Genomic DNA, 12,099 nt, shown 5'->3' with positions numbered 1-12,099 from the left:
CAACCGCACGGGTCACGATGACCGGGTGACCGATCCGCGCCGCCGCCACTACGGCGTCCTCTACGGCCTCGAGGCCCCGCCGCCGGGACCGCTCGCCCTGGTGTGGGGCAACTGCCAGGCCGAGTCGGTCCGGGTGCTGCTCGCCGGCGTCGACGGCCTGCCGGTCACCCCCGTGCGCATCCCGCCGGTGCACGAGCTCACCGCCGACGACCTGCCCCACCTGCGCCGGCTGCTGTCCCGGACCCGGCTGCTGGCGTCCCAGCCGGTCCGCGACGACTACCGCGACCTGCCCCTGGGCACCGCCCAGGTCGCCGCCGGGCTGGCGCCGGGGGCGGTCGTCGTGCGCTGGCCGGTGATCCGCCATCCCGCGCTGCACCCGTGGTCGGCGATCGTGCGCCACGCGGCCGACCCGGCCGCCGTCCCGCCGGGGGTGCCCTACCACGACCTGCGGGCCCTCGCGGCCGCCGCGGGACGCGCGCCGGGGCCGCCGCCGACGCCGGAGGCGTTGCGCGAGGTGGGCCGCCGCGGGGTCGCCGAGCTCGCCCGGCGGGAGGCCCGGGACACCGACGCGGGGGTGTCCGACGCGATCGCCGGGTTCGGGGCGGCGGCCGCGCACACCCTCAACCACCCCGGCAACGGGGTGCTGATGCTGCTCGCCGGGCGGATCCTCGACGCCGCCGGGATGCCGGGCGTCGTGTGTGACCCCGGACGCACCCTGCTCGGCGGGATCCGGTCCCCGCTGCGCGCCGACGTCGTCGACGCCCTCGGGCTGGACACGCCGCCGCGCCCGCACTGGTGCGTCGCCGACCGGGCGATCGGCGAGGACGAGGTCGCCGCCGCGCAACGGGCCTGGTACGCCACGCACCCCGAATGGGTGGACGCCGGGCTGGCCCGGCACGCCGACACGCTGGAGCTGCTGGGGCTGTAGCCGGGCCGGGGCCCAAGGTCGAGTTGTGGGGGGGCCCGGGGCACCGCATGATCGGTGGAACGTCCGGGTTCAGCCGCCAGCTCGCACGGTTCCGCCCTACGAGCCTCGGAGCGTGTCGACCCATGACCCCGCCCGCCTTCCACCGGTGACCGCCCGGATCGCCCTCATCGCCTCCGCCCGCTACCCGATCCGTGAACCGTTCCCGGGAGGGCTCGAGGCGCACACCGCCGGGCTCGCGTCCCGGCTGCGACGCCGCGGTCACGACGTGACCGTCTTCGGCGCGCCCGGTTCCGACCCCGGACTGCGGGTGCGGGAGATGGCGGTGCTGCCCCCGATCTCGGGTGCCGCCCGCAGCGACGTCGGCATGCCGCCGGAGTGGTTCCTCGCCGAGCACCACTCCTACCTGGAGCTGCTGCTGGCGCTCTCGCGCGAACGCGGCCGCTACGACGTGGTGCACAACAACTCCCTGCACTACCTGCCGCTGGCGCTGGCCGACACCCTCGACGCGCCCGTCCTGACCACGCTGCACACCCCGCCGACGCCGTGGATGGAGTCCGCGGTGCGGCTCGGCGACCCGCAGCGGCTGCGGTTCGCCGCGGTCAGCGCGCACACCGCGCGCGCCTGGGCGCCGACCGGTGCCCGCGCGACGGTGGTCCGCAACGGGGTCGACACCACGGCCTGGGAGTACGGGCCGGGCGGTGGGGTCCCGGTGTGGTCGGGCCGCGTCGTCCCGGAGAAGGGCCCGGTGGAGGCGATCCGGGCGGCGCGGCTGGCCGGGACCGGGCTGCGCCTGGCCGGGCCGTGCCCGGACCGGGCGTTCTTCGACTCCTGCGTCGCCCCGCTGCTCGGCGACGGCGTCGACTACGTCGGCCACCTCGACCACCGGGCGCTGGCCCGCCTGGTCGGGGACGCGACCGTCGCCGTGGTGTCGCCGTGCTGGGACGAGCCCTACGGCCTGGTCGTCGCCGAGGCGCTGGCGTGCGGCACCCCGATCGCCGGGTTCGCCCGGGGTGCGCTGCCGGAGATCGTCGATCCGCTCAGCGGGGTGCTGGCCGAGCCCGGCGACGTCGAGGCGCTGGCCGAGGCGATCCGCGCGGCATCGCTGCTCTCGCGCACCGACGCCCGCAGGCACGCCGAGGCGACCTGCTCGGCCGAGGTGATGATCGACGGCTACGAGCGGCTGTACCGGGCGCTGGCCGCGGCATGACCGGCACGATCGTCTACTACGTGCACCACCACGGCAGCGGGCACGCCCACCGCGCCGCCGCGATCGCCGCGCACTGCCGCACCCCGGTCGTCGGGGTCGGGTCCCGGCCCGCCCCGCACGGCTGGCCCGGCGCCTGGCACGAGCTGCCCCTCGACACCGGCGGCGGCGACACCGGCGACGGCGACACGGCCGACGTGACCGCGGGCGGGACGCTGCACTGGGTGCCCCGCCACCACGACGGTCTGCGCGCCCGGACCGCCGCGGTCTCGGCGCTGCTCGCCGCGGGCCCGGCCCGGCTGCTCGTCGCCGACGTGTCGGTGGAGATCGCGCTGCTGGCCCGGCTGCACGGGGTGCCGGTCGCCGTCGTCGCGCAGCCCGGGGAACGGCTCGACCGGGCGCACCGCACCGTCTACGACCTGGCGGAGGTCCTGCTCGCGCCGTGGCCCGCCGACCCGCCGCGGCCGTGGCGCCCGGAGCTGAGCGGCCGGACGTTGCACCTGGGCGGCCTGTCCCGCTACGACGACCGCACCGCCCGCCCGGGTCCGGGCCGTCGCCGGGTGCTGGTCCTGACCGGCGGCGGCGACGGCGGCGCCGACCCGGCCGCACTCGCCGCCGCGGCGTCCGCCACCCCGGACTGGACCTGGCGGGTCGCCGGCGGCCTGACCGGCGCGCTGCGCGACGCCCCGCCGAACCTCGCCTGCGCCGGGTGGACGGGCGAGGTGTGGGCCGAGCTGCAGGACGCCGACGTCGTCGTCGGGCACGCCGGGCAGAACGTCGTCGCCGAGATCGCCGCCGCCCGCCGCGCCGCCGTCATCGTCCCGGCCGAGCGTCCCTACGGCGAGCAGGTGGCCACCGGCGCGGTGCTGCGGGCGGCCGGGCTCGCCACGGTCCGCGACCGCTGGCCCGCACCGGCCGACTGGCCCGGGGTGCTCGACGAGGCGGTGTCCCGCGGCGGGGCGGGCTGGTCGCGCTGGTCCGACGGGCGGGCCGCGGAACGCGCGGCCGCGGTGCTCGACGGGATCGCCGGGTGAGCGCGCCCGGAGCGCGGGTCGCCGTGGTCACCGTGGTCCGCGGCCGCGCCGGCCACCTCGCCCGCCAGCGCCGGGCGCTCGCCGCGGGACCGCCGGTGACCCACGTCGTCGTCGGGATGGGTGCGGAGCCCGCCACCGACGGTGCGGGCCCGCCGACCCGGGTGCTCACCGTGCCCGCGCCGGGGCCCTTGCCGCTGGCGGCGGCGCGCAACGCCGGGGCGGGCGCCGCGCTCGCCGGCGGGGCGACGCTGCTGGTGTTCCTCGACGTCGACTGCCTGCCCGGGGACGGCCTGGTCGACGGCTACCTCCGCGCCGCGGCACGACGCCCGGACGCGCTGCTGTGCGGGCCGGTCACCTACCTGCCGGCGGGGGTGCTGCCGGAGCGGGACCTGCACCACCACACCGACCCGCACCCGGCGCGCCCGGCGCCGGCCGACGGGGCGCTGGTCGCCGAGCCGCGCCGGGAGCTGTTCTGGTCGCTGTCGTTCGCCGTCACCGCCGACGCGTGGCGGGCCGGCGGCGGGTTCTGCGAGGACTACGCCGGCTACGGCGGCGAGGACACCGACTTCGCGCTCTCCTGCGGGCTGGACCTGGTGTGGGTGGGCGGGGCGCACGCGTACCACCAGCACCATCCGCCGGCCCGGACCGACCCGGCCCGGATCGCCGAGATCGTCGCCAACGCCCGGCTGTTCCACGACCGCTGGGGGTGGTGGCCCATGGCGGGCTGGCTGCGCGAGCTGCACGCGACGGGCGCGGTCGATTTCGACCCGCGGCGTGACGTGCTGCGGGTCGGATGAGACCGGCCGGGTCTCAGCGGGCGGTGCGGGGCGGGCAGGCGCAGAACTGCACCGGGCGCATGCACGAGTAGCACAGGTCCGACGCCCGGCCCGGCCGCGCACGGCGGGTCAGGGCCCGGTGTGCGCACGCGAGGATCGACATGACCGGGAGGTGTCCCGCCGGCACCGCCCTCACACGCGACCGGACGGGTCGAGGGGACGGGCGGCCCCGCGGCTGCGACGGACGGCCGCAGCCGCCGCGACGTCCGGGCGAGCGGCAGCGGCCGACCGTCTCAGCGCGGGGTCACTCCGGGCCCCGGGAGCGCAGCTCCTCCACCCGTCCCATCGCCTCGCGCAGCTCGGTCAGCCACTCGTCGGCGTGCCGGCCGACCAGCCGCACCGACCAGGCCAGCGCGTCCGACCGGGACCGGGCCACGCCGGCGTCGACGAGGGTGTCGAGCACCGCCCGCTCGGGCTGGCGCAGCCGGGTCATCACCGGCACCGAGATCGTCGTGAACAGCTCGCGCGTCCCGCCGATCCGCGCGCCCCAGGCGACCTTGCGCCGGTAGCGGCTCTCGGCCTCGCGGGCGATCTCGATCCGCCGGTCCCGGGTCTCCTCGCGGAACCGCGAGATCCGCCCGGTCTCGGCGGCCGCGGCGTCCGCACGCCCCGCATCGGTGTCGGGGTGGTCGCCGCCCGGCGAGGGCAGCTCCCCCACCACGACGATCTCGTCCCGGTCGACCGTCACCTCCGGCGCGCCGGTGAACCACCCGTCGGGCAGCCGTCCGGTGAACCACGCCGCGGCGTCGTCGGCCGGGGGGAGGTCGGCCTGCTGCCAGCCGCCCCGTCCGCGTCCTCGTCCTGTCATCGCGCACCTCCTGCATCGATGATTACAGGATTACACCGTAATGAGCTGGGACGCCAGCAGGACGGCGCCGAGGGTCACCATCGCGGCGCCCGCGACCCGGGACACGACGCGCGCCGCGGCGGGCCGCGCGGCCAGGACGGTGCGGGCGCCGACGCCCACGCCGGTGTAGACGAGGGCGCAGCCCAGCACGTGCACGAGGCCGAGCAGGAGGATCTGCCCGCCGACGGGGACCGCGGCGGCGGGGTCGGTGAACTGCGGCAGCAGCGCCAGGAACAGCAGCAACGCCTTCGGGTTGAGCCCGCTGACCCCGGCGCCGCGGACCAGGTCGCCGAGCCCGGACCCGCCGCGGTCCACGGCCGCGGCGGCGGGGCCGGCCGGGCGGAGGAGCGTCGTCGCGCCGAGCACCAGCAGGTAGGCGGCACCGACGGCGGTGAGCACGGTGAGGGCCTCCGGCCGGCGCGCGACGACCGCCGCGATCCCCGCCGCGACGAGCGCGGCGAGCGCCAGGTGCCCGCTGAGCAGACCCGCCAGCGACGGCAGCACCGTCCGCCCGCGCAGCCCCGCGCGGATCATGTACGCCCAGTCCGCGCCGGGTGTGAGGACCAGCAGCAACGACAGGCCGGAGAACCCCAGCACGCTTCCGATCGGCATGCCCCGACGCTAGGCAGGATGCGCCGACAGGTGTTCCCGATGATTCCACCATACGCTCCGGATGGTGCAAGAATTCTGTCCGTGGACGCGATCGACCGGAAGATTCTTGCCGAGCTGCAGGCCGACGGCCGTCTGACCGTCACCGAGCTGGCCGAACGGGTGCGGCTGTCGGTGTCGCCGTGCCACCGCAGGCTGCGTGCCCTGGAGTCCTCCGGGGCGATCGCGGGCTACCGCGCCCACCTCGACGCGCACCGGCTCGGCCTGGGCTTCGACGCCCTGGTGTTCGTGACCATGCACGAAGCCGTGCAGGACACGGTGCAGGCGTTCGAGTCGGCCGTCGAGGACATCGAGCAGGTCGTCGCCGCCCAGCGGCTGTTCGGCGACCCGGACTACCTGCTGCGGATCATCACCCGGGACCTGCCCGCGTTCCAGCGGCTCTACGACGAGCGCCTCACCACCCTGCCCGGGGTGCAGCGGCTGTCCTCGACGCTGGTCATGAAGGACGTCGTCGCCGACCGGGGGCTGCCGCTGGAGCACGGGCTCGCCCCCGGCCGGGCCGGGTGAGACGCTGGCGCCCGACCAGCTGAGAAGGGCCGATCATGACGAGCACGATGCAGAAGACGCTCCACCACTGGGTCGCGGGAGCGCGGGTCGAGGGCACCTCCGGGCGGACGTCCGAGGTCACCGACCCCGCCACCGGCGAGGTCACCGCGCACCTGCCCCTCGCGAGCGCCGACGAGGCCGCCGCGGTGATCGCCGCCGCGAAGGCCGCGTTCCCGGCCTGGCGCGACACCTCGCTCGCCAGGCGCACCCAGATCCTGTTCCGCTTCCGCGAGCTGCTCGACGCCCGCGCACCGGAGCTGGCCGCGCTGATCACCGCCGAGCACGGCAAGGTGCTCTCCGACGCCGCGGGCGAGGTCGCGCGCGGCCAGGAGGTCGTCGAGTTCGCCTGCGGGATGCCGCACCTGCTCAAGGGCTCGGCGACCGAGAACGCCTCCACCGGCGTCGACGTGCACTCGGTCCGCCAGCCGCTGGGCGTCGTCGGGATCATCAGCCCGTTCAACTTCCCGGCGATGGTCCCGATGTGGTTCTTCCCGGTCGCGATCGCCACCGGCAACACCGTGGTGCTCAAGCCCTCGGAGAAGGTGCCCTCCGCCGCGCTCTGGATCGCCGAGCTGTGGTCCGAGGCCGGCCTGCCCGACGGCGTGTTCAACGTCCTCAACGGCGACAGGACCGCCGTCGACGCGCTCCTGACCAGCCCGGACGTCAAGTCCATCAGCTTCGTCGGCTCCACCCCGATCGCCCGCCACGTCTACGAGACCGGCACCGCACACGGCAAGCGCGTCCAGGCGCTCGGCGGGGCGAAGAACCACATGGTCGTGCTGCCCGACGCCGACCTCGACCTCGCCGCGGACCAGGCGGTCAACGCCGGGTTCGGCTCCGCGGGCGAGCGCTGCATGGCCGTGTCCGCGCTCGTGGCCGTCGGCGACATCGCCGACACCCTGGTCTCGAAGATCGCCGACCGGGCCCGCGCCCTGCGCACCGGCGACGGCCGCCGCTCCTGCGACATGGGCCCGCTGGTCACGCGCGCCGCCCAGGAGCGGGTGTCGGGCTACATCGACGCCGGCGAGTCCGAGGGCGCCGTCGTCGTCGTCGACGGCAGGCAGGGCGAGTTCGACGCCGACGGGTCCGGCTTCTTCGTCGGCCCGACCCTGCTCGACCACGTCGGCACCGACATGACCGTCTACACCGACGAGATCTTCGGCCCGGTGCTGTCGGTGGTGCGCGTCGAGACCTACGCGCGCGCCGTGGAGCTGATCAACGCCAACCCCTACGGCAACGGCACCGCGATCTTCACCAACGACGGCGGCGCCGCCCGCCGCTTCCAGAACGAGGTCGAGGTCGGCATGATCGGCATCAACGTGCCGGTGCCCGTGCCGATGGCCTACTACAGCTTCGGCGGATGGAAGAACTCGCTGTTCGGCGACACCCACGCGCACGGCACCGAGGGCGTGCACTTCTTCACCCGGGGCAAAGTCGTCACCACCCGCTGGCTCGACCCGAGCCACGCGGGCGTGAACCTCGGCTTCCCGCGCAACGGCTGAGCCGGCCGCCGGGCGGCCACCCGACGCCGCCCGGCACCGGCGCACCGGGGCGCCGCACAGGCCCCGCAGGCCCTCTCGGCGCCCGGCGGGAGCACCGGCGCGCCCGCCCGTACGACGACATCGGGCACCGGGTGTGGACGCGGCCCGCGGAGGTACCCCCCTGGTATGACCTCCTTCCTGGGACGACTGGTGGACCGGCTGCGCGGACGCGGCCCGGCCGAGGACGTCGAGCCCGACCCGAACCTGGCCAACTCCCGCGAGACCGGCGGCCTGCCCCGGGAGGACGGCGACGCGGCGTCCACCACCGGCACCGGCGCGTCGGGCGAGTTCGTGGGCCGCGTCGCCGGCCGCGACGAGGGTTACGCGGGCCGGACCGGAGCCGAGGCCCGCGCGGAGGCGCTCGCCGAGGACCACCGCGAGGACGAGACCCGCTGACCGGGTCCCCCCGGGGCGCGGAGCGAGCCCCGGGGGGACCGGACGTCGGGGGCGGTGCCGGGCTCAGGGGGTGAAGAGCACCTTCACCGCGCCGTCGGTCTTGTCCTGGAACATCGAGTACGCCTGCGCGGCCTCCTCCAGCGGGACCCGGTGGGTCGCGAAGTGATCGACGCCGAGCGGGTCGTCGTCGCCGAGCAGCGGCAGCAGGTCCGGGACCCAGCGCCACACGTTGGCCTGCCCCATCCGCATCTGCACCTGCTTGTCGAACAGGGTGAGCATCGGCAGCGGGGTGGCGCTGCCGCCGTAGACCCCCGACAGGGAGATCGTGCCGCCCCGGCGCACCGCGCCGATCGCCAGCTCCAGCGCCGCGGTGCGGTCGCTGCCCGCCGTCTCCATGACCGTGCGGCCCGGCCCGGAGGGCATCGCGGCCACCACCTTCTGGGCGGCGGCCGCGACCGGGGCCCCGTGGGCCTCCATGCCGACCGCGTCGATGACGGCGTCGGCGCCGCGGCCACCGGTCATCGACCGGATCGCGCCGAGCACCTCGTCGTCGCCGTGGCTCAGGTCCAGCGCCGGGATCCCACGCGCCTCGACCCGGGCCAGCCGCTCGGGCACGAGGTCGACGCCGACCACCTGCCGCACGCCCAGGTGCGCCGCGATCCGGGTGCACATGTCCCCGATCGGTCCGAGCCCCAGCACCACCAGTGTCCCGTCGGCGGGGGTCGCGGCGTACTGCACGGCCTGGTACGCCGTCGGCAGCACGTCGGACAGGAACAGGAACCGGTCGTCCGGCGGTCCCTGGGGCACCCGGATCGGCAGCGAGTTGCCGAACGGCACCCGCAGGTACTCGGCCTGCCCGCCGGGCACCTGCCCGTAGAGCGCGGTGTAGCCGAACAGGGACGCGCCGGTGCCCTGCTCGTGGTTCTGGGTGGTCTCGCACTGGGACTGCAGGCCGCGCTCGCACATCCAGCAGTGCCCGCAGCTGACGTTGAACGGGATGACGACGCGGTCACCGACCGACAGTTCGGTGACCGCGGGCCCCACCTCGGCCACGACGCCCATCGGCTCGTGGCCGAGGACGTCGCCGGGCGACAGGAACGGGGTGAGCACCTCGTAGAGGTGCAGGTCGGAGCCGCACAGGCCGGAGCTGGTGATCTGCACGACCACGTCGTCAGGCCGCTCGACGACCGGGTCGGGGACGGTGTCCACCCGGACGTCGCGGCGGCCGTGCCAGGTCAGGGCACGCATGGGGTCCTCCTCGGTGTCGCCGGTGGTGCGGGCGTCCGGCTACCCGGCCGCCACCCGGCGAAACCGGCATGGGCGTCCGGCCGGCGGGTAGGCGTCGGCGGTCACACCCCCACCAGCGGAGGACCGCCATGGAGCCCCAGCCCGTCACCGAGGACCCGGCCGGTCCGGCCGACGGCGTCACGGACCGCCTCGAGCCGTACGTCGCCTGGCTCGCGACACAGGTCGGCGACGAGGCGACGCGGCGCCGCTACCGCGAGGTCGCCGAGGCGTTCCTCCGTTTCTCCGCCGCGGACCGGGGTGCGCCGGGAACCCGTGGTCAGCGGTTCGTCGTCGCCCACCGCGACCGGGCCGCCCCGGAGACCACGCGGGCCGCGCTGGAGCGCCTGGTCGAGTACGACGCCGTCGTGCGGTGCACGCTCCCCTTCGACGCCTGAGGCCGTGGTGGCGCGCGCCCGCCCCGCCCGCCTCACCGCGGCCCGCGGGCGGCGTCGTGCCCGCCGGTCCGGTCGCCGTCACCGGCCGGCTCGTCGATCCACGCCGCCGGGTCCCTGTCCTCGGTTCCCACGTCGTCGGTGCCCGCGTGCACGCTTCGGTCGCGCAACCCCGTCACCCGGCGGCCCGCCGCCTCCACCGTGCGCTGGAGACCCGCGTACGGGGCGTCGCCGAACGCGCGTCCGAACACCGCGACCGCGCCCAGCACCAGCAGCAGGACCCCCACCAGCACCGAACCGGTGTTGGTGGCGAACGGCCCGGCCGGGACCAGCCGGAGCACTCCGGTCAGGAGCCCGAGCAGGACCTCGGCGGTGCCCAGGACCATGAGCACCACCCCGAAGCCCCGTGCCCAGGACAGCCGCGTGACGCACGGCAGCCCGGCCACGCCGAGGACGAGGTGCGCCAGGTCGCGCAGCGGGTCCACCCCGATGCCCAGCAGCTCCCCGCTCGCCGCGGGCAGCCCGGGAGGGCCGCTGTAGCGGAACCCGAGGAGCCCGTAGAGCAGGAGCAGGAACGCCGCGACGACCACCAGCAGCTGCGGCCAGGGGAACACCGCGTGGCCGTGGGAGTGGTGCTGGGACTGGGTGGGCATACTCGTCCTCCGGGTGGTGCGGCACCGGTCGGTCCGGCGTGACGGCGCGGCTACCCGCCCACCGGCAGCGGATGCCGATCGTGACGGGCACGACCTCCGCGGACCCGGGTAGCGCGGTGCGCGGCGCCCCGCGCGGGCCGCCGGCACGGGAGGGGGAACCGGGTGACCGAACGGGTCGACGCCGTCGTGGTCGGGGCCGGGCACAACGGCCTCGTCGCGGCGAACCTGCTCGCCGACGCCGGCTGGGACGTCCTGGTCTGCGAGGCCGCCGAGGCGCCGGGCGGCGCCGTGCGCTCGGCGGAGATCACCGCGCCGGGCTTCGTCAGCGACCTGGCCAGCGCGTTCCACCCGCTCGGCGCCGCCTCACCGGTGCTGCGCGAGCTCGACCTCGGCGCGCACGGGCTGCAGTGGAGCCACGCCCCCACCGTCCTCGCCCACCCCACCCCCGACGGCCGGTGTGCGGTGCTGCACCGCCGCCTCGACGACACCGCCGCCGCGCTCGACGACGACCACCCCGGCGACGGCGACGCCTGGCGCGCACTGGTCGCGCAATGGGACCGGATCGGCGACGACGTCGTCGCCGCCGCGCTGCGCCCGTTCCCACCGATCCGACCGGCCTCCCGGCTCCTGCGCACGCTCGGCACCGGCGACGCCCTGCGGCTGGCCCGGATGCTGGTGCAGCCGGTGGCGCGGATGGCCCAGGAGCACTTCGGGGGCCGGGCCGCCCCGCTGCTGCTGGCGGGCAACGCCCTGCACACCGACCTCGGGCCGGACTCCGCGGCGGGCGCCGCCTACGGCTGGCTGCTGGCGATGCTCGGCCAGCGTGTCGGCTTCCCGGTCCCCGCGGGCGGGGCCGGGGCCCTGACCGGTGCGCTCGTCGCCCGGCTGACGGCCCGCGGCGGGCGGATCGACTGCGGACGGCCGATCCGGACCGTCCTGGTCGGACCGTCCGGCCGGGCCTGCGGCGTCGTGGACGCGGACGGCCGGCGGGTCCTCGCCCGCCGGGCGGTGCTCGCCGACGTCGACGCGCCCCGCCTCTACCGCGACCTGGTCGGGGAGGAGCACCTGCCGGCCCGCTTCGTCGCCGACCTCGCCCGGTTCGACTGGGACTTCTCCACGGTCAAGGTGGACTGGGCGCTCGGCGGGCCGGTGCCCTGGACCGCGCCGGGTGCCCGGTCGGCGGGCACCGTGCACCTCGGCGCCGACCTCGACGGCCTGCGCCGCTACGCCGCCGACCTGACCGCCGGCCGGCTGCCCCGCGACCCGTTCCTGCTGTTCGGACAGATGACCACGGCCGACCCGACCCGCTCCCCGCCCGGCACCGAGTCCGCCTGGGCCTACACCCATGTGCCGCGCGGCCTGGGCTGGGGCCGCGACCAGGTGCTGCGCTGGGCCGACCGGATGCAGCAGGTCGTCGAGGACCACGCGCCCGGGTTCGGGTCGCGGGTGCGGGCCCGCGCCGTCGCCGGGCCCGCGGACCTGCAGGGCCGCGACGGCAACCTCGTCGACGGGGCGATCACCGCGGGCACCTCCGCGGTGCACCAGCAGCTGGTGTTCCGCCCGGTGCCGGGCCTGGGCCGCGCCGACACCCCGGTGCCGGGGCTGTTCCTCGCCGGGGCGTCGGCGCACCCGGGCGGCGCGGTGCACGGCGGGCCCGGCGCCAACGCGGCGCGGGCCGCGCTGGCCGCGTCCGGGGCGACCGGGGTGCTCTACCGCGGCGCGGTGCGGTTCGCCCACCGGCGGCTGTACGGCTGAGCCCCGGCCCC

General features: G+C 76.7%; 13 protein-coding genes. 9 read left to right on the top strand and 4 right to left on the bottom strand.

Translation table 11 applies throughout. The features are described 5' to 3' along the window. The first annotated feature begins 25 nt into the window (after positions 1–25). From ZF1_RS13100 to ZF1_RS13085, 4 genes are all read left to right on the top strand, one after another. Positions 26–928: a WcbI family polysaccharide biosynthesis putative acetyltransferase gene (locus tag ZF1_RS13100; RefSeq protein ID WP_482637371.1), complete on the top strand. Its 903-nt coding sequence runs from the start codon at positions 26–28 to the stop codon at positions 926–928. Positions 929–1,040: 112 nt separating this feature from the next. Next, the gene (locus ZF1_RS13095; protein WP_482637370.1) at positions 1,041–2,135 is read left to right on the top strand and encodes a glycosyltransferase; all 1,095 of its coding nucleotides are present in this window, start codon (positions 1,041–1,043) and stop codon (positions 2,133–2,135) included. Continuing rightward, a complete protein-coding gene (locus ZF1_RS13090; protein ID WP_482637369.1) occupies positions 2,132–3,166 on the top strand; it encodes a glycosyltransferase in 1,035 nt (344 codons plus the stop codon). Before ZF1_RS13095 ends, ZF1_RS13090 begins: the two co-directional genes overlap by 4 nt. Beyond that, the gene (locus ZF1_RS13085; protein ID WP_482637368.1) at positions 3,163–3,963 is read left to right on the top strand and encodes a glycosyltransferase family 2 protein; all 801 of its coding nucleotides are present in this window, start codon (positions 3,163–3,165) and stop codon (positions 3,961–3,963) included. The genes ZF1_RS13090 and ZF1_RS13085 overlap by 4 nt, the downstream gene beginning before the upstream one ends. Before the next feature lie 283 nt (positions 3,964–4,246). Here the strand turns inward: ZF1_RS13085 and ZF1_RS13080 are convergent, their stop codons facing one another. Both ZF1_RS13080 and ZF1_RS13075 read right to left on the bottom strand, forming a co-directional pair. Next, a complete protein-coding gene (locus tag ZF1_RS13080; protein ID WP_208823552.1) occupies positions 4,247–4,810 on the bottom strand; it encodes a hypothetical protein in 564 nt (187 codons plus the stop codon). A 30-nt stretch (positions 4,811–4,840) separates the two neighbouring features. Next, positions 4,841–5,461 (bottom strand): LysE family translocator, encoded by a 621-nt coding sequence (locus ZF1_RS13075; RefSeq protein WP_482637367.1) that lies wholly within the window; start codon positions 5,459–5,461, stop codon positions 4,841–4,843. Between the two features lie 81 nt (positions 5,462–5,542). On the opposite strand from ZF1_RS13075, the gene ZF1_RS13070 reads away from it, so the two are divergent. The 3 genes from ZF1_RS13070 (at position 5,543) to ZF1_RS13060 (ending at position 8,001) form a co-directional block, all read left to right on the top strand. Then, positions 5,543–6,025, top strand: a complete 483-nt coding sequence (locus tag ZF1_RS13070; RefSeq protein ID WP_100877935.1) for an Lrp/AsnC family transcriptional regulator — start codon at positions 5,543–5,545, stop codon at positions 6,023–6,025. A 47-nt stretch (positions 6,026–6,072) separates the two neighbouring features. Next, the gene (locus ZF1_RS13065; RefSeq protein WP_476654868.1) at positions 6,073–7,566 is read left to right on the top strand and encodes a CoA-acylating methylmalonate-semialdehyde dehydrogenase; all 1,494 of its coding nucleotides are present in this window, start codon (positions 6,073–6,075) and stop codon (positions 7,564–7,566) included. A gap of 165 nt (positions 7,567–7,731) precedes the next feature. Then, on the top strand, positions 7,732–8,001 hold the full coding sequence (locus tag ZF1_RS13060) for a hypothetical protein (protein WP_405417374.1): 270 nt from the start codon (positions 7,732–7,734) through the stop codon (positions 7,999–8,001). Between the two features lie 63 nt (positions 8,002–8,064). On the opposite strand, the gene ZF1_RS13055 is transcribed toward ZF1_RS13060, so the two are convergent. Then, complete coding sequence (locus ZF1_RS13055; RefSeq protein WP_482637366.1) at positions 8,065–9,249, bottom strand: alcohol dehydrogenase catalytic domain-containing protein; 1,185 nt, start codon at positions 9,247–9,249, stop codon at positions 8,065–8,067. A gap of 128 nt (positions 9,250–9,377) precedes the next feature. Here ZF1_RS13055 and ZF1_RS13050 point away from each other — a divergent pair, with 128 nt between their 5' ends. Further along, positions 9,378–9,683 (top strand): hypothetical protein, encoded by a 306-nt coding sequence (locus tag ZF1_RS13050; protein ID WP_482637365.1) that lies wholly within the window; start codon positions 9,378–9,380, stop codon positions 9,681–9,683. A 32-nt stretch (positions 9,684–9,715) separates the two neighbouring features. On the opposite strand, the gene ZF1_RS13045 is transcribed toward ZF1_RS13050, so the two are convergent. After that, positions 9,716–10,333 carry a DUF4383 domain-containing protein gene (locus ZF1_RS13045; protein WP_482637364.1) on the bottom strand — a complete coding sequence of 206 codons (618 nt, stop codon included), beginning with the start codon at positions 10,331–10,333 and terminating at the stop codon, positions 9,716–9,718. Positions 10,334–10,495: 162 nt separating this feature from the next. On the opposite strand from ZF1_RS13045, the gene ZF1_RS13040 reads away from it, so the two are divergent. After that, the gene (locus ZF1_RS13040; protein ID WP_482637363.1) at positions 10,496–12,088 is read left to right on the top strand and encodes a phytoene desaturase family protein; all 1,593 of its coding nucleotides are present in this window, start codon (positions 10,496–10,498) and stop codon (positions 12,086–12,088) included. The last annotated feature ends 11 nt before the right edge of the window (positions 12,089–12,099 follow it).

The sequence above is a fragment of the Pseudonocardia sp. ZF1 genome (assembly GCF_056835605.1).
This window is presented reverse-complemented; position numbering and strand designations above follow the sequence as displayed.

Coding starts and splice junctions, on each gene's coding strand:
- ZF1_RS13075 (WP_482637367.1), bottom strand. CDS start 5,461: ATGCCGATCGGAAGCGTGCTGGGGTTCTCCGGCCTGTCGTTGCTGCTG.
- ZF1_RS13065 (WP_476654868.1), top strand. CDS start 6,073: ATGCAGAAGACGCTCCACCACTGGGTCGCGGGAGCGCGGGTCGAGGGC.
- ZF1_RS13055 (WP_482637366.1), bottom strand. CDS start 9,249: ATGCGTGCCCTGACCTGGCACGGCCGCCGCGACGTCCGGGTGGACACC.
- ZF1_RS13050 (WP_482637365.1), top strand. CDS start 9,378: ATGGAGCCCCAGCCCGTCACCGAGGACCCGGCCGGTCCGGCCGACGGC.
- ZF1_RS13060 (WP_405417374.1), top strand. CDS start 7,732: ATGACCTCCTTCCTGGGACGACTGGTGGACCGGCTGCGCGGACGCGGC.
- ZF1_RS13090 (WP_482637369.1), top strand. CDS start 2,132: ATGACCGGCACGATCGTCTACTACGTGCACCACCACGGCAGCGGGCAC.
- ZF1_RS13045 (WP_482637364.1), bottom strand. CDS start 10,333: ATGCCCACCCAGTCCCAGCACCACTCCCACGGCCACGCGGTGTTCCCC.
- ZF1_RS13080 (WP_208823552.1), bottom strand. CDS start 4,810: ATGACAGGACGAGGACGCGGACGGGGCGGCTGGCAGCAGGCCGACCTC.